Source organism: Nitrososphaerota archaeon (assembly GCA_011605775.1).
Taxonomy (GTDB): domain Archaea; phylum Thermoproteota; class Nitrososphaeria; order Nitrososphaerales; family JAAOZN01; genus JAAOZN01.
Genome location: JAAOZN010000078.1, coordinates 1 through 15,364 on the forward strand (window position 1 = coordinate 1; position 15,364 = coordinate 15,364).

At 46.9% G+C, this 15,364-nt stretch carries 14 protein-coding genes, 1 tRNA gene and 1 pseudogene; 9 read left to right on the top strand and 7 right to left on the bottom strand.

Annotated features, from left to right (window positions below):
• The first annotated feature begins 105 nt into the window (after positions 1 to 105).
• From HA494_06860 to HA494_06890, 7 genes are all read left to right on the top strand, one after another.
• Entirely contained in the window at positions 106 to 1,287 is a 1,182-nt protein-coding gene (locus tag HA494_06860; GenBank protein NHV97488.1) for an aminopeptidase P family protein, read from the top strand.
• Between the two features lie 3 nt (positions 1,288 to 1,290).
• Positions 1,291 to 3,786 carry a molybdopterin-dependent oxidoreductase gene (locus tag HA494_06865; GenBank protein NHV97489.1) on the top strand — a complete coding sequence of 832 codons (2,496 nt, stop codon included), beginning with the start codon at positions 1,291 to 1,293 and terminating at the stop codon, positions 3,784 to 3,786.
• Between the two features lie 6 nt (positions 3,787 to 3,792).
• Positions 3,793 to 4,575 (top strand): 4Fe-4S dicluster domain-containing protein, encoded by a 783-nt coding sequence (locus HA494_06870; GenBank protein NHV97490.1) that lies wholly within the window; start codon positions 3,793 to 3,795, stop codon positions 4,573 to 4,575.
• Between the two features lie 108 nt (positions 4,576 to 4,683).
• The gene (locus HA494_06875) at positions 4,684 to 5,490 is read left to right on the top strand and encodes an ABC transporter ATP-binding protein (GenBank protein ID NHV97491.1); all 807 of its coding nucleotides are present in this window, start codon (positions 4,684 to 4,686) and stop codon (positions 5,488 to 5,490) included.
• A 96-nt stretch (positions 5,491 to 5,586) separates the two neighbouring features.
• Positions 5,587 to 6,822 carry an ABC transporter substrate-binding protein gene (locus HA494_06880; GenBank protein ID NHV97492.1) on the top strand — a complete coding sequence of 412 codons (1,236 nt, stop codon included), beginning with the start codon at positions 5,587 to 5,589 and terminating at the stop codon, positions 6,820 to 6,822.
• A gap of 134 nt (positions 6,823 to 6,956) precedes the next feature.
• Positions 6,957 to 7,712: an ABC transporter permease gene (locus HA494_06885; protein NHV97493.1), complete on the top strand. Its 756-nt coding sequence runs from the start codon at positions 6,957 to 6,959 to the stop codon at positions 7,710 to 7,712.
• Positions 7,709 to 8,473, top strand: a complete 765-nt coding sequence (locus HA494_06890; protein ID NHV97494.1) for an ABC transporter permease — start codon at positions 7,709 to 7,711, stop codon at positions 8,471 to 8,473. Before HA494_06885 ends, HA494_06890 begins: the two co-directional genes overlap by 4 nt.
• 145 nt (positions 8,474 to 8,618) lie before the next feature.
• On the opposite strand, the gene HA494_06895 is transcribed toward HA494_06890, so the two are convergent.
• From HA494_06895 to HA494_06905, 3 genes are all read right to left on the bottom strand, one after another.
• Positions 8,619 to 8,783 (bottom strand) — tRNA-Trp (locus HA494_06895).
• A gap of 97 nt (positions 8,784 to 8,880) precedes the next feature.
• A complete protein-coding gene (locus HA494_06900) occupies positions 8,881 to 9,948 on the bottom strand; it encodes a FecR domain-containing protein (protein ID NHV97495.1) in 1,068 nt (355 codons plus the stop codon).
• A 506-nt stretch (positions 9,949 to 10,454) separates the two neighbouring features.
• Positions 10,455 to 11,384: a M48 family metalloprotease gene (locus HA494_06905; GenBank protein ID NHV97496.1), complete on the bottom strand. Its 930-nt coding sequence runs from the start codon at positions 11,382 to 11,384 to the stop codon at positions 10,455 to 10,457.
• A 182-nt stretch (positions 11,385 to 11,566) separates the two neighbouring features.
• On the opposite strand from HA494_06905, the gene HA494_06910 reads away from it, so the two are divergent.
• Positions 11,567 to 11,728 (top strand): hypothetical protein, encoded by a 162-nt coding sequence (locus HA494_06910; GenBank protein NHV97497.1) that lies wholly within the window; start codon positions 11,567 to 11,569, stop codon positions 11,726 to 11,728.
• Positions 11,729 to 11,991: 263 nt separating this feature from the next.
• Positions 11,992 to 12,312 (top strand): hypothetical protein, encoded by a 321-nt coding sequence (locus HA494_06915; GenBank protein NHV97498.1) that lies wholly within the window; start codon positions 11,992 to 11,994, stop codon positions 12,310 to 12,312.
• On the opposite strand, the gene HA494_06920 is transcribed toward HA494_06915, so the two are convergent.
• The 4 genes and pseudogenes from HA494_06920 to HA494_06935 all read right to left on the bottom strand — a co-directional run bounded on the left by HA494_06920 (position 12,302) and on the right by HA494_06935 (position 15,255).
• On the bottom strand, positions 12,302 to 13,318 hold the full coding sequence (locus HA494_06920) for a hypothetical protein (protein ID NHV97499.1): 1,017 nt from the start codon (positions 13,316 to 13,318) through the stop codon (positions 12,302 to 12,304). The two genes, HA494_06915 and HA494_06920, sit on opposite strands and share 11 nt — an antisense overlap.
• 10 nt (positions 13,319 to 13,328) lie before the next feature.
• Positions 13,329 to 14,123, bottom strand: a complete 795-nt coding sequence (locus HA494_06925) for an AAA family ATPase (protein ID NHV97500.1) — start codon at positions 14,121 to 14,123, stop codon at positions 13,329 to 13,331.
• Positions 14,120 to 14,899 carry an AAA family ATPase gene (locus HA494_06930; protein ID NHV97501.1) on the bottom strand — a complete coding sequence of 260 codons (780 nt, stop codon included), beginning with the start codon at positions 14,897 to 14,899 and terminating at the stop codon, positions 14,120 to 14,122. The genes HA494_06925 and HA494_06930 overlap by 4 nt, the downstream gene beginning before the upstream one ends.
• Before the next feature lie 8 nt (positions 14,900 to 14,907).
• Positions 14,908 to 15,255, bottom strand: a pseudogene (locus tag HA494_06935) (CooT family nickel-binding protein).
• Positions 15,256 to 15,364: the final 109 nt, after the last annotated feature.

Below are 15,364 nucleotides of genomic sequence, written 5' to 3' on the forward strand. Positions count from 1 at the left end.
GATGATGTGGTTACATATAGGAGAGCTATATGCGAACATCCAACCCTTTACTCCGGTGAATGATAAGGCAACCTTTATAAAGTGATGGCTTAGTATCGGCTTAGGATGGCTGCGGTTACAGCAACTCCCCATTACCCTGTTATTTCCTTGCGGGTGGTGCAGGCGATCTCTGATGTGGAGCTTGAGAGGAGGCGTAAGCGTATAAGAGACCTGATGGCGCAGAAAGAGATAGATGTGCTCGTATTCCACTCATTAGGAGGATATCTGAGGTACGTCACAAACTACCTCGGCACGGGCTCGGTAGAGTACCTGTTGTTCCCATTGCAGGCTGAGCTTCTATTTCTAGGTAGAGAGGACGATTCTATCATGGAGGCAAGGGCTCATCACGGTCTTGCAGATAGCAGAGCGCTTTCTCCCTTTGAATCTGTGGAGCGAGATGCGCAGATTGTTAGCGACGCGATTAAGGAGCTCGAACCGAAGTGTGTTGGCATCGTAGATGTCTCGAGAGCTCCAGCAGGGTTCTATACGACGCTAAAGGAGCGGTTACAAGGAGTTGGTTTAGTTGATGCCACATCCCTAGTGGATGAAGTTAGAATGACGAAGAGCTTGAATGAAAAGATTGCGATAGAACGCTCTGCCAGAATCTGTGATAAAACCGTGGATGCGTGCAAGGCTGTCCTCAGACCTGGTAAAAGAGAATATGAGGTCATAGCGGAAATTGTAGGGGAAGCTAGGAGGAACGCAAGCGAAACGGAAAAGATCGTCACAGGCAGCGGGCCCTGTAGTAAGGAAGTTCTCAATCTCTCATTGAACCTAAAGAATAGAATGTTCTCTAGAGGGGATCTTTTCAGACTACACTTATATGTCTCTGGCCCAGGCGGCTATTGGACCGAGATTTCAAGAATTTTTGTTCTAGGTAGGCCTACCGAAGACCTGAAGAAAGCTTTTGAACAAGCTATTTCCGTAAGACAAGCGGCGCTAGAGAAGTTACGGCCAGGTGTTAAAGTAGGTGAGGTTTATGAATATGCTTTGCAGAAGGGTAAAGAAATAGGTTGCAGTCTTCAGAAGGAGGTTATAGGATATTCGCAGGGTTTGGATATCATTGAGAAACCTATATTATACAAGGGGGTGAATGAGGAGATTAGACCTATGATGCACTTCCGTCTAGGCTGTGTGGTGAAGGTAAACAAGGCTTATGCGCAGATCGCAGATAACTACTTTGTGGAAGAGGAGGAGGTTAGAAGGTTGCAAAAGACCCCAGAAGAAATCTTTGAGATCGAGGTGTAGCCTATGGATACCGAGCTTCCTCAAGAAGAGAAGATCAAGAGAATAGAGCAGATCAAGCTTCAATTGATGGAGAAGCATAAGGATGAGACCGTACGATACACAGGCTGCTCTATCAACTGCGGTGGAAGCGGCTGTATACTGAAGGTGAGGCTCAAGGATGGTAAGATAACAGCGATCGAACCGGATGACAGATATCATAGAAACGTGGGTAGAGAAGATGCTGTGGCTACGGACGATGAGTTACAGAAGAATAAGCTTCAGCAGAGGCACTGCCCCTTCGCCTGGGGTTGGCGGCGCCACCTCTACAGCCCCAACCGTGTACTCTACCCTCTTATGAGGGCACCGGGAAGTAAAAGAGGAGAAGGGAAGTTCATCAGGATCAGCTGGGATGAGGCCCTGACCATAATTGCTGAGAAGATGAAAGAGTGTAAGGAGAAGTACGGGCCCTATTCCATCATTACCCCATATATCGATAATCCCATGCTTGACCCACTATTTGGATGGTTTGAGGCTGGTGTTCAAGGTTGGGGCTGGTGTTCACAGGATGCGGAGAGGCTTGCCGAGCATCTGATGACAGGCTACCCCGGCTGGACATACGCGCCGTCCTTTGATATGGCTGACGTTCTGTTTAATTCGAAGCTGATCGTCCTTTGGGGTCTCGACCTCACCACTACAAGAATAGGTCCGGCTCACCAATTCGCTTGGTACGTTAAGATGGCTAGGGAGAAGAAGGGTACACCTGTCATCTGCATAGATCCGCGCTTCAGCGACACCGCTGCTGTGCTCGCTGACCAGTGGATACCCATCAAGCCCGGTACAGATATGGCTATGCTACTAGCTATAGCGTATATTGTGATCAAGGAGGATCTCTATGATAAGGAGTTTGTGGAGAGGTTCGTAGAACCAAAGGGCTTCAAGAAATGGGCAGATTATATTCTTGGGGTCAGTGATGGGGTTCCGAAGACCCCCGAGTGGGCTGAAAAGATCTGCGCAGTTCCAGCGGAGACAATACGAGACTTCACTTACCTGTATGCAAAATCTAAACCAACCTTCCTCTACAAGAACTGGAGCGTTGCTAGAAAGAGCAGGGGCGAGAATTCAGCTAGAGCCGCAGCAGCCCTACAAGCGATAATGGGCTATTGGGGTAAAGGGGGGTACTCAGGCTTCGGCCCCCGTTCACGCAACGCACCCTACATTAGACCATGGTTCCCTATGCGAATACCATTAGGATTGATGCCGAGAAAATACTATCCACCGAGGATGTATCGTTCTAACAAGTGGGCTCAAGCCGTTTTACTGCTTGATAAGGTGAAGAGTGGAGAACTGAGCACAGAAGAGTATCGGAGAATCATAGGGTGGAGGGCAGACCCCAATCTTCCAAACCCGAACCCGAAGATGCTCTTTGGGGGAGGACCCCAGGCTCAAACCGTTAACACGCTCGTTACTGGCACCAACGCAACTCTACATCAGATTGAAGCCATGAATAGGCTCGAAATGGTCGTTTGGTTTGCTACACACATGACACCAACAGCGATGTATGCTGACATCATATTGCCTGTGCAAGATCAGACATTCGAGTGCCCAACCTTCGCGAACAACGACTACGGCGGCTTCTCACATAACACATTCTGCCCAGGTGTTGTGAAGGCTCCGGGTGAAGCGAAGCCATTTATGTGGATCTACACAAAACTCGCTGAAAAGCTGGGCTTCGGGAGAAGATATAACACATACTACACTACAGATGAAAACTGGGATAAGGATTGGTTAAGGTACCTTGGCGCCTACTACAATAGATTTAGGGATACTATGAAGAGATGGGAACTTGATTTACCTGAGTGGGAAGAGTTTCTTAAGCAAGAGTGCCCATCCATAAATCTGGACGAGTACTTTGACGAACCCTGCCACGGTTACGTAAATGAGCTTGAGCTCGGTCTACCGTTTCCCACTAAATCGGGCAAGATAGAAATCTGCAGCGAAATCTTGGAGAAAGAGGAGGAGCGGGGGAAGCTTCATTTCGATGCAAGAGGTTTGGTTATAGATGTTCTTCCAAACGATTGGAGGGATCTCACACCGATACCAACTTATCAGCCTGCAGTAAGGGGAATGGAGGATCCTTTGGTCGCTAAGTACCCTTTGATGCTTCTCTCGTCACACGGTAGATATAGGTCACACTCAACAGGCTGGGATAACCCATGGCTTAGAGGCGATGTCTACAGACACGCCCTCTGGATAAACGTAGCCGATGCGAAAGTAAGAGGCATAAAGGACGGGGACATAGTTAGGGTCTACAGCGACGTTGGTGAGGTAAGGGTGCCAGCATACGTGACTACGAGAATCATGCCAGGTGTAGTGGTTTTAAGGCACGGCGCGTGGATAGAATTAGATGAGAAAGGTGTAGATCACGGGGGCTGCCCCAACATGCTCTTATTTGACGATAAAAGCCCTCAAACCCCTGCGCACGCAACTGGTCTTGTCCAAGTAGAGAAGGTAGAGGAGTGAAGTGAAATGCCTCAGTACGGATTCCTCTTTGACCAAAGCCGATGCACAGGCTGCCACGCCTGCTCAATAGCCTGCAAAGAATGGTACGACCTTCCACCGGGTCCGCTGAAGTATATGAGAGTTTTTGAGTGGGAGAAGGGTGCCTTCCCAGATATCAAGCTCTTTCACCTCGCCATAAACTGTTATCACTGCGAAAACCCGGTGTGCATAGACGAGTGCAAAAAATACGTGCCTGGCGGGGCAATATACAAGGAGGATAAGTATGGAGCTGTTCTCATAGACCCGGAGCGCTGCAACCCTATAAAATACCAATGCAAGAGGGCTTGCTATGAAGCTTGCCCATACGGCTCGATAGTTTTTGCAAGCGACGACCCAGGTGAAAAAGCGCAGAAATGCACCATGTGCATAGATAGGCTTGAGCAGAACCTTGCGCCGATTTGTGTACTAAGCTGCTCCTTGAGAGCCCTAGAGTTTGGTCCTTTGGATGAATTAAAGAAGAAGTTCGGCACTCTTCAGCAGCTTGAGGATCTACCGAGCCCAGAACAAACCAAACCAGCCGTAGTCTTCATACCCCCTACCCCCAAGCGGCAGCTCATAAAATACGACGCTGAGAAGGCTTTGGAGCTGTGGCAGCAAAGGGGTCCCTATGCGCCTCCTGGATTACCGAAGGTATTCGAGAGGAAGGAGGATGTGACAAATCCGCCTAGGGAAATTATAGGAAGGAACCGCTTGGTATTGAAGCCGAAGAATGTCCAAGAGCTTATGTACTATACAGCAAATGATGAGTAGCTCTGTTAGTACAAAGAGGAAGAACCTCATATACCTAGTTGTTCGCGTGGGTAGCCTGATCAAAGAAGGTTTATTAAGAGAGTTTTGTGAAACCCTCTGTGGTGCAGAATGGCTAGAATCGAGGTCAAGTCTCTCACAAAGGTCTTTTATCCAGCAAAAGGTAATCCGGTCTGCGCCTTAGATGATGTGAGCTTTGAGATAGATGATGGTGAGTTCGTATCTGTAGTTGGACCAAGTGGCTGCGGTAAGAGCACGTTGCTCTATATAATAGCGGGCTTCATACCGCCGACAAGAGGAGACGTTTTGATTGATGGTTCCCCTGTCAAAGGGCCCGGTCCTGATAGGGGTATAGTCTTCCAAGAGTATGCGTTATTCCCTTGGAGGACCGTTTTGGAGAATATCAAGTACGGTCTTGAGGAAAAACGTTTGCCCAAGCGTGAAATAGATGCGATAGCGAGAAGATACATTCAATTTATGGGGCTGGAGGGCTTTGAGCACAAGTACCCAAGAGAACTCTCTGGGGGTATGAAGCAACGTGTGGCTTTAGCAAGAACTTTAGCATATGAACCAGCGGTGCTTCTGATGGATGAACCCTTCGGAGCCCTCGATGCACAGACCCGTGAAATAATTCAAGATGAGCTTCTAAGAATATGGAGAGAGACTAGGAAGACAATCCTGTTCATAACACACTCTGTAGAAGAAGCTGTGTATCTATCGGAAAGGGTCTTCATTATGACACATAGACCTGGCAAGATCAAAGATGTTGTTAAAGTTGATGTAGATAAGTCCAGAGGGAGAGAGGAAGTAATAACTTCGCCGGAGTTCACTAAGCTAAGGAATAAAGTGTGGTTAGAGGTTCGTGAAGAAGTATTAAAATATTACAAAGGATTAGAAGAAACTCTGCTACATCAATAAATTTAGCACGCTAGCACTCACCGTCTAGGTAATATCACTAGATGGTATTGGTGAAAATAGAAATGTTAATATAGGAGGTCCCTTGAACTTTTAGGTATGGCTGGAGAGCAGCGTGTTTCCCGAAGAGGTTTTCTGACTGTTGCCGTATCAGCGATCGTTGCTGGTGTGATTGCTGGTGTGGGAGGCTACTATGCTGGCTTAGCAGCTACACCAGCTAAAGAAACCACGAGAACGGTAGAGCGTACGGTTACCGCCACAACAACCTTAGCGCCAGGAGCGCCCTACACAACAACCGTAACAACAACAATCACCCCACCACCAACGACCGTAACCAGAACCGTAACAACAACCGTGACAGCTACAACACCAACTACTGCGCCGCCTAAAGAGATACCGACTGTGAAGGTATGGTATATTGTTCCGGTGGAGGAGCTTATTTCACTCTTAGAAATATCCTATTTTAGGGAGAATGCGCTGAAGAATTACGGGAAGAGCTATAAGCTGGAGTTCGGCAAGGCTCAAGCGTCTCCGATGCTCATAACTGGGTTAGCAGCGGGTGAAATAGATATAGCTGTTGGTGTAGCGCATATTTCCTTTTCCACAGCAATTATAGGTCAGACTGTTCCAGGTGGTATTACTGCCATAGCCACTGACTTCTACGATGCACATCCTAATTACTACTCTTTCACTTGGCTGACGCTAATCGACTCACCCATCGCCTCGGTCAAGGATTTGAAGGGAAAGAAGTTGGGTATAAACGCATTCGGAACAGGAGTTCACGCCACAGCGCTAACAGCGTTGAAGAAATACGGGATGGACCCTGAGAAGGATGTAACATTTGTGGAGATACCGTTCCCTAATATGGCTGCTTCTATAAAAGAGCGTAAGATCGATGTAGGAGTATTCCCATCGACGTTCTACTATAGGGCGATCTTTGAAAACCCAAACACCTTTAAGAAAGTATTCGATTCATACGAAGGGTATGAAAGACCATACCTACATACCATGGTTGTAGCGAGGAATGACTTTCTCAAGAAATATCCTGATGCTGTGAAGGCTTTCCTTGAGGACTACGTGCTCCTCCATCGTTTCGCATATGCCCCTGAGAATAGAGAAAAGATATTAGATCTGGTATCTGAGTATTTCAAACTACCGAGGGAAATGCTTGCAACGTACTATCTTCTACCGGGGAAGGACGTTTATAGACCCTTAGACTGCCGCATAGTTGTGGAAGACCTGCAGTGGGGTGTCAATAAACTCTACGAAATTGGCTTCATAAAAGAGAAGCTAGATGTCAGTAAGTATGTCGATAACTCATACCTGCCTCCCTAGTCGCATTACTCAGGTATCCATCCAGTAAAGACATAGGGGTCGTCAGCCCAAGAGGATAACGAGGCCTCCCTTGACGGGTATGGCAAATGGCGAAGGATAACACTACAGGCAGCTCACCATTGTTTGTTAACCTCTTGGTTAGCCTATCTAAGGCTATTCCCATACTATTGATTCTTACGATCTGGGAGACTGTGACGCAGATCGGGTTAGTAAATACACAAATACTACCTACTTTCTCATCAGTGCTTCGCGCAGCAGTAGACCTTATCTACTCCGGTATTGTGATCCGCCACCTCTTAATATCTCTATACCGAGCGTTTGGAGGATTGGCTCTTGGCATCTTAGTTGGCGTCATACTAGGTTTCGGAATGGCGGTTAAGAAGCAGGTCAAGAATTTTTTCGATCCGATCATCACATTAACATATCCTATTCCAAAGGTTGCTTTAGTACCGCTTACGATGGTGTGGTTAGGTGTAACTGATCAAGCAGCCATTTTTGTGATCTTCCTAGCTTGCCTCCTACCTATGATCGTTAACACTTACCACGGAGTTAGAAGCGTAGACCAAGTACTAATATGGTCTGCTATGAGTCTTGGCACCCGTGAGCGGGGTCTATTCCGTAAGGTTATCTTCCCTGCTACAATGCCTTATATCTTTAACGGAATACGCGTTGCCCTACCCTTCTCATTTATTGTGGTAATTAGTGTGGAGCTCGTAGCTTCCAAAGCAGGTATAGGGAATCTAATCAGCGGGTACGGTGGATTAGGAATCTACGACTATATGTTTGCAGCGATTCTTATCTTTATCGTCTTCTCGTTTGCCGCTGATCGGATAGCGGTGCGTTTAATGAGGCGGATTCTTCAATGGTATGAGGAGGCGGGGGCGTTATGACCTCTTTAATGAAGAAGGTTCTTAATGTCTTAACATCCTTTTACTCTCTGATCGTTGTGATCGTAGCTTGGGAGATTATTGGCAGAAGCGGTATCGTACCATTTTTCTTTCTTCCGCCTCTATCAACCATAGCTTACACTTTTATCAACATTGCTGTCGATCTGCTTCTACCACACTCATTACTAACGATCTACCGTGCTTTAGCAGGGTTTGCGTTAGCAGCCATCATCGGAGTTTTGATGGGTTTAAGTATGGCTAGGATTAGACTTGCCCATTGGTTCTTTGATCCTATCGTTGCGTTGGGTCTACCCATCCCGCCTTTGACTCTTGTTCCTATTTTTATACTATGGTTTGGGATAGGAAATGAGCCGAAGATTCTCCTTGTTACATTCGGTTGCGTCTTTCCTATCGCGGTCTCCACCTATAATGGCGCAAGGAGTGTTAATAGTCTTCTAATTTGGTCAGCAAAAATGATGGGTACTGATGATAGGAGAATCATGTGGAAAGTAATAGTCCCGGCTGCCTTACCATTCATCTTTAACGGTCTACAGGTTGCCTTACCGATCTCGCTCGTCATAGCATTCGTATTTGAAATGGTGGCTGGCGGCGGTGGACTGGGTTTCCTTGAGATCTACTCTGCGCGTTTCTTTAAAGCTCCCGAGTTATTCTCAGCACTGCTCGCTATCATGATCATTGGCTTCGTCTTAGATAAAATCTTTCAGAAGGTTCGTTCAAAATTCCTGTACTGGGCTCAGCGTTAGCCCATCGCTTCGATTATGTGCCTCTAAGTTCACGTTCTTGCCTCATTCGCTACTTTTGATCTGCGCGTGAAATCAGCAACTGCTAGTTGTCAAGAAGTGGTGTTGTTTTCTTCCATATCAAATCTGTCGATCTTTGATAATTGTTTGGTGGGGACGGTGGGACTTGAACCCACGGCCTACAGGTTCCCCCGCCCTAGCTCCAAAGGATACATCATCCACAGCGCTGTCAGCGAACCCGTAGTTGCTGACCTCTGGAGCCTGTCGTCCTACCTCTCCAGGGCTCTTTGGAACCTTGCTAGACTACGTCCCCCGCCACCAGAGATACCTGGGTTGGGCATATACATACTTTTCTTGGATTTTTGATTAGGGTGCTGAAGTGAGAGCTGAATTTTTGTGATATTGTTGGGCTATTTTCTTTTTGATCTTCTTCTTAGGGCGATGATGGCGATTATTAGAATTAGGAGGACGCCTATTATTGGGATGGGTGATTGGATTATTGGGAGGTATGTTTGGATTATTTGGTTGGCTGATTGTATTATTGTGTCTTGGGGTGCTGTCTGCTGACCTTTAACGATCTCCCACGTCTTCAGCTCTTCTTGAATGTTGAAGTTGGTCTTTGGTCCTAACCCTTTTTTATCGGCGTAGATTTCTTCACCCGCTTTGACTAGCTGGGTTTCTCCGGTCGTTTTGCTTCTGAACTCAACCTCACCTTCGATGACCTTTAATCTTGAGATGCCATTTCTTTCCTCCGCAACGAAGATTGTTCCTTTGGTACCGAGTACTGCTTGCCCAAGCTGAATGTCAAGTGCTCCCTCTTTAATCGTTCTTTTTATGTTTGCCATTAGGTTGCCATACATGACTACCAGAACATTCTCTTCTTTCAGAGTTAAGCTAAACTTAATTATGATCTCGCTTTCGGTTTTCATAGTATATACCGACCATGGATCGGATATGACCACCCAAGATTTTTCACCTGTTTTTATGTGGTCGTCTTTATAGATGATCATATCATGTTTTGCAACCCTCCATCCGTCTGGGTCATCACAGGGACGAATTTCCACTTCTCCTATTATCTGATCAAATCTTGCCCCAGAATCTTCTACTTGACCCTTACAATCTTCATCGTATGACGACCCGTCTGATCTTGTTGGTTTGTACCCGAGCCATATCACCTTGAATGGACCTAGGATACCGCTGAATGACTGTGGAATGCTTTCAGCATATTCCTTATCTGCGTGATACTTTACCGCACACATACCCCTTTGCGGATATATATCACGGATTTTAACCACTAACCCTTCGGCGTTAGGAACAATATAATCGCTAACCACTTCACAAGTTAAAGCGAACTCATGAACCAGCTTCCATTCACGTTTCTTAGTCGACTCGTTCCATCCCATATACCAGTAATCATACGCATCCACAACCAACTGACCTTTTAACCTATCCTCACGTATGTCGTAGCGACAATCCAACGAACAATTGAAGAGTGTTGGTAACTCTTTATTTCCCCACTGCCATGTTTTGTTGATACTCCACTGCTGAGTTAGAATCCCATCTCTTACTTGAAGAGGAAATGGCGGTGTCTCCCACGAAAAAAGACCGTCATTTTTAAGGGGAACCAAATCAAAATCATAACCTGGAAGTATGAAGAGCGGCTTACCGCAACAACCACCCTTCATATCAGGAACAACTCTTCCAACGATACACTAATCTTCATCATATTTTGAACAACCCTTGCTTCAGCGTTAAGAGATTATCAACAAACGCTAAAACACATTACGAGTTAGGATGCTTGTCGAGTGCCTGAAACCTATTGGAAAGTACCACATCTACCAAGCCCATGCTCCTCAAATAGCATTCAGCTAAAACAGCTAAGGCAAAACACTTCTTCACAGCAGATCAAAGGTTACGCGACGCAGCTAAGTTTACAAAGCCCCTCACACTATAACCTACCACACAGAACACCTCACCAACCGTGTTACACGAGGCTTCTACCACATCTTGGGCAGAATAGGGAGCTGGGCGGCTTCTCAGCACCACAGAATCTGCAGATCGGAAGCAAGGCTTTACGCACAACCATCCTTTTCTCGATCTTACGCTTAGCCTTCTCGTATTCTGCGCTTCGATAATACTCCTCCAGGAGCGCAATCCTTCTGCTTGGATGTGGGTGTGAGCTGACGAGCTCGCTTAAAGCGTCGTAAACCAAGCTTGATCTGTTGTTGAGTGCTACAACTTTTCGCAAGAGGGATCTGACAGCATCCACACTACCAGTTACGAGCAGACTTGCTCTGTCAGCACTAACCTCAGATTCACGCCTCCAACTAAGTAGGGCAAGCCTAGGCGGAGCCTCCAACAATGGTACGCCTAGCACTGAAGCCGAGAAGCTTACGCCTTGTAGGACGAATTCCGCTAATGTGTGGTAGAGCATATGCCCACATCCTATATGCCCAAGCTCATGACCTAGTAGCGCTACCAACTCTTGCTCTTCAAGAGCGTTAAGCAAAGCTTCGCCTAATACAACATAGGGTTTATCATCTAACCCGAAGGAGTAAGCGTTGAAATTCAGCTCGTAGTCTACATACATCTTCGGCAGAAACTTCAGGCATAGTTTGTCTGCACACCCAACAAGCAGAGAGCCGAGCCTACTATCTCTGTCAACAGGAATGCCTCTGGAGGAAACCTCTTTCTCGTGAAGTGATACGGCTTTCTTTAAGTAGAATGTTTTGAGTAGTGCCGCTGGTGTAGCCAGCTCTTTGAGTAAGGCGAGCTTCTCTAAATCCCCTTCGTACGCATAATCAGCCCTAGTCAGATCGTACTTTCGGCTGGTTAGAAGCCTAACACCACATCCTCGACAGAAGATATCTTCTTCATCAGAATATGTGCGGCAGAGCTTGCACTTTAACTCCAAGCCAAAAAGTACTGGTTGGATGTTTTTAAATCTCTTTAGTTAGGCTAGTAATTGCACCCTCAAAATTTTTACCACTTTTGTCATCCACCTATACCAACCAATCTCCCAAGGTCTTCCCCACACGCACCTCAAACACCTCAAGCAACTTAAGCCCCTCCAACTCAGAGACCACTAGAACATCTATGCCACTGCTACAGGTATACCGGTTATCCGCCACGAAACCAAAGAAGTACATTCCAGCAGGAAGATACCTAATAAACGGGTTCAACATAATTTCACTATTCATAATAGGGCTTGATCTACTCTATACCACAAATAGAAGTGTTAGCGAAACCGAGCAATAATCAATCGGAGAGAAATTCTTAAAAACCTTAGGTAATCTTCCCTCAGCTAGGGTTTGGTAGCGACTTTCCACGCCACGTATTCTCAGTATAAAAGCAAATACACTTCAGCTGATCTCTCCAGCTATAGCACACTTCCAACAACTTACTGCACAAGTATAATACGGGGTAGGTGTTAGCTTAGGCAGATGGTTAGAGATTAATTGAAGAGGCTTGTTTTGCTCTTAGCCAAGCATCTGTTTTCCCTTTATGCTTGGTTTTGGTGTTTGAGGCGCCCAAGGGTTGAGACGACACCAGCCATCCTTGACCTCTTTTACATAGACTTTCTTAGGTTGGATAGGCGTGATGTTGAAGTTTTAAAGCTAGATGAGCACGAGCTTGTTACACGGTGTCGGAACCGCTGCCCAATTCTGGAGCTCTCCCTTAGGCTTGGGGTTGACACAAAGCTAGCTTGCAAGGTTGTTTCTGAACCTGTTTGTAGGTATGTGCTTCGCAAGCTTAACCCCAGTCTTGTTTTCGAGAGGAACTATAACCACATTAGGCCTTATGCTGAGAGTTGTGAGGAGCGGATATATTTTAGGAGTTGAGGGTCGGTAGAATCGTGTCTTCACGCCCCTCCCCCACAACCATCTGCCTCAACACACCGCCCTTATGCAAATATTCTTCAACATACCCCTGGGCGACGACGGCTTCGCCTTCACAAGCCTGCTCAGCAAACCTACCTCGCCAAGTGATCAGCCTATCTACCGTGAGCCAACTCGGCCCTAAAAGCACGCGAACATCCTTTAGAAGGTATGTAGCTGGTGTAAGGTGTGCTTGGCTTGCTTCGAGCACCTCTGCCGCTATCCTTGCGTAGCCCAATCTTCTGATCCGGTACTCCCCGTACATTTCATCTACTTCGTTCCAGTCTTTAAGGTATCTGATGAAGAAAAGTTTGTCATCAAAGAGACCTTGATTACTCTTCCTCTCCTCCACTTTTAAGAAGTCTTTGTAGCTCATCTGCGTATCTTTGGATCTTGATAGGTAGAGGTCTTTCAGATGCTTCTCTGTGAATCTTCGTATGATTTTTCCCTCAGCCATCGCTTTAAGTATCGCCGCTTTAACCTTCTGGGTCTCCTTTAAACCGTAGACTACGAGATCTATATCAGAGTCTTCGCCCTCTAATCCAAGCATTATAGAGCCTGAGATGCCGAGCTTCTCTAAAGGGATATCTGCTATATCGGCTACGTATCTGACGAACTGCAGCGCCTTTAACCTCAGACCAGCCAAGTTATGTGCTGCTAAGAGTTCGGTGACTGCATATTGAGGTGTGTAGTGTTTGCGTACTCTGCTCCAAGGTATGATGGGAAGCATCCTCTGATAATAGGGGTCAAAGGTGTAGTATTCTGGGAAGCGGCTTTTGATAAACTCCTCTTTCTCCAATAGGGTGTGAAGCTTATGGTACCTTCTGCCTCCTCTTGCCCTCTCACCCTTTTCATCTGGTATGTAGCGTGGATAAGCTATTACGCCGTAAGATGGGTGGCTTAGCCCCTTGACTTCAAATATAGAGCCATCATCTAACTCTACGAAGTCACCTTCTCTGCCCCTCAGCATGGTTCTTTCTTCAGCTAACCATAATCTCTTTGAGCTGCATACCTAGCCTTTCGATCGCCTTGACCGCTTCTGAATGAGGCGCATAATCTATAGGCGAGAGTCCTGCCATCTCGGCTTCAGGCACAGCCTGGTCTAAGGGGATTGATGCTAATAGGTCAAGCCCCACCTTCTCGGCCTCTCTTCTGATAAAGAGCTCTTCTTCAGCACGCCCTATCTTATTCCCAACCGCATATATCCTCTTCACACCAAGATCTTGTGCGAGCCTCTTCACCCTAGCAGCAGTTTCGATGGATCGGTAGCTCGGCTCAACGATTGCTAGGAGGGCGTCGACACCCTTGACTACGCCTCTACCTAGGTGCTCTAAGCCCGCCTCCATATCTAAGACTACAACATCCCTCCTGTCTAGTAGCAGATGGCGTAGCAGCGCCTTTAGAAGAGCGTTAGCGGGACACATACATCCGCCTCCAGCCGATTTAACCGTCCCAAGGACTAAGAGGGTAACACCATCGGGGCCTCTAATGCCATATCTCTCTGCTATATCGCTTACCTTAGGTGTAAGGCTGAAGACTCCTCCTATTGACCCCGGTCTTGCGCCTGTTCGTTCCTCTATGAGGTCATCGTTTTCGGAGAGCGGTACGATGTTCGCTAGAGCCTCTTTAGGTATGCCGAGTGATAGCCAAAGGTTCATCGCGGGGTCTGCGTCAATAGCGAGAACCTTCGATCCTTGGCGCGCCATAGATCTGGCTAACACGCCGCTTATCGTGGTCTTGCCTACTCCTCCTTTACCAGCCACCGCTACCTTCAAATCTTCTGCCACCAGAGTGTCTGCTCTGCTTCTCTAAGCGGGAGCTTCTTTGTTAATGAGGCTATAGCTTTGTATGCTTTAGATTCTTTAGGGAGCTCTGTGAGCGGTCTGCCCTCTAGATCGAACTTTGCAACAAGATCGTCTTCAGGTATAAGCGCAATACACTCGATCCCAACCTTAGACGCTTCCTCAGCCACCTTATCAGCCAAACCATCTGGCACGCGGTTGACTACCAGATACATTCTGCCGAACTTCGTGTTTAGTTCCGCAACGAGTTCCTTAACCCTCTTAGCGGTCATAAACCCTCTTGCAGTTGGATCTGAGACTACTAGCAGAATATCCACATCTCTTGTCGTTCTTCTACTGAAGTGCTCCAATCCAGCTTCAGCATCTATAACTACGAACTTATATCGCCCACTAACCTTGTCTAAGACCTTTCTTAGGAGGTGGTTGACGTAGCAGTAGCACCCAGGTCCTTCTGGCCTACCCATGCTGATCAAGTCGAAGCCCTCCCCTTCAACGGTTGCGCTTTCTATGAGCCCCTCAAGGTAGTCTGCTCTACCTTGTTCAGGCGGAATCTGGTCACCTAGTTTCAGCATTTCTTCACGTATCTCACCTATGCTCTTACCAGCTTGGATGCCCAGCGCCTCGTGGAGGTTCGAGTTTGGGTCTGCGTCCACCGCTAAGATTACTTCGCCCGTTTCTTCGTGTAAGACTTTAATGAGTAGTGCTGCTACGGTTGTCTTACCAACCCCTCCTTTTCCCGTCACCGCTATCGAGGTCGTCAACGTTTATTACCCAGCCTTGCCCAAGCCTCTCTAATACACCTATCGCCTTCTGCTTTGACCTCCTCCCAAGCCGCTTCTAAGCTCTGATCATACTTTCCTGAAGATAACACTGCGTCATAAAGGCTTAGGAACTTCGCAGCCTTGGTTAGCAGGGGCGATTTAACAAGGGTTAGGCTCTCCTTTGATATGTCGAGCTCATCGACTAAAGCGTCTTCAACGATCTTTGATCTGCCCAAGACATCCCTTAGTATCAGATTCCGCTCAGATAGCTTAACATACACCACATCTTCAGCAACGTCAGCTACTTTACCGTCTTCCCTCAAAGTTACTTTTAATTCACACATCTATCATATTACCTCCTTTCCTACCCCTCACTCTGAGGTAGGAGGAATTCAGCTAAGCTCTCTTCCTTCTTCCTTATCGTCAGCCCCTCCCTCTCCCTCAACTCTATAT

What these genes read in the sequence shown, in the direction of transcription:
- HA494_06860 (NHV97488.1), top strand. Translation starts at nt 106, where the DNA reads ATGGCTGCGGTTACAGCAACTCCCCATTACCCTGTTATTTCCTTGCGG.
- HA494_06865 (NHV97489.1), top strand. Translation starts at nt 1,291, where the DNA reads ATGGATACCGAGCTTCCTCAAGAAGAGAAGATCAAGAGAATAGAGCAG.
- HA494_06870 (NHV97490.1), top strand. Translation starts at nt 3,793, where the DNA reads ATGCCTCAGTACGGATTCCTCTTTGACCAAAGCCGATGCACAGGCTGC.
- HA494_06875 (NHV97491.1), top strand. Translation starts at nt 4,684, where the DNA reads ATGGCTAGAATCGAGGTCAAGTCTCTCACAAAGGTCTTTTATCCAGCA.
- HA494_06880 (NHV97492.1), top strand. Translation starts at nt 5,587, where the DNA reads ATGGCTGGAGAGCAGCGTGTTTCCCGAAGAGGTTTTCTGACTGTTGCC.
- HA494_06890 (NHV97494.1), top strand. Translation starts at nt 7,709, where the DNA reads ATGACCTCTTTAATGAAGAAGGTTCTTAATGTCTTAACATCCTTTTAC.
- HA494_06910 (NHV97497.1), top strand. Translation starts at nt 11,567, where the DNA reads ATGCCACTGCTACAGGTATACCGGTTATCCGCCACGAAACCAAAGAAG.
- HA494_06920 (NHV97499.1), bottom strand. Translation starts at nt 13,318, where the DNA reads ATGCTGAGGGGCAGAGAAGGTGACTTCGTAGAGTTAGATGATGGCTCT.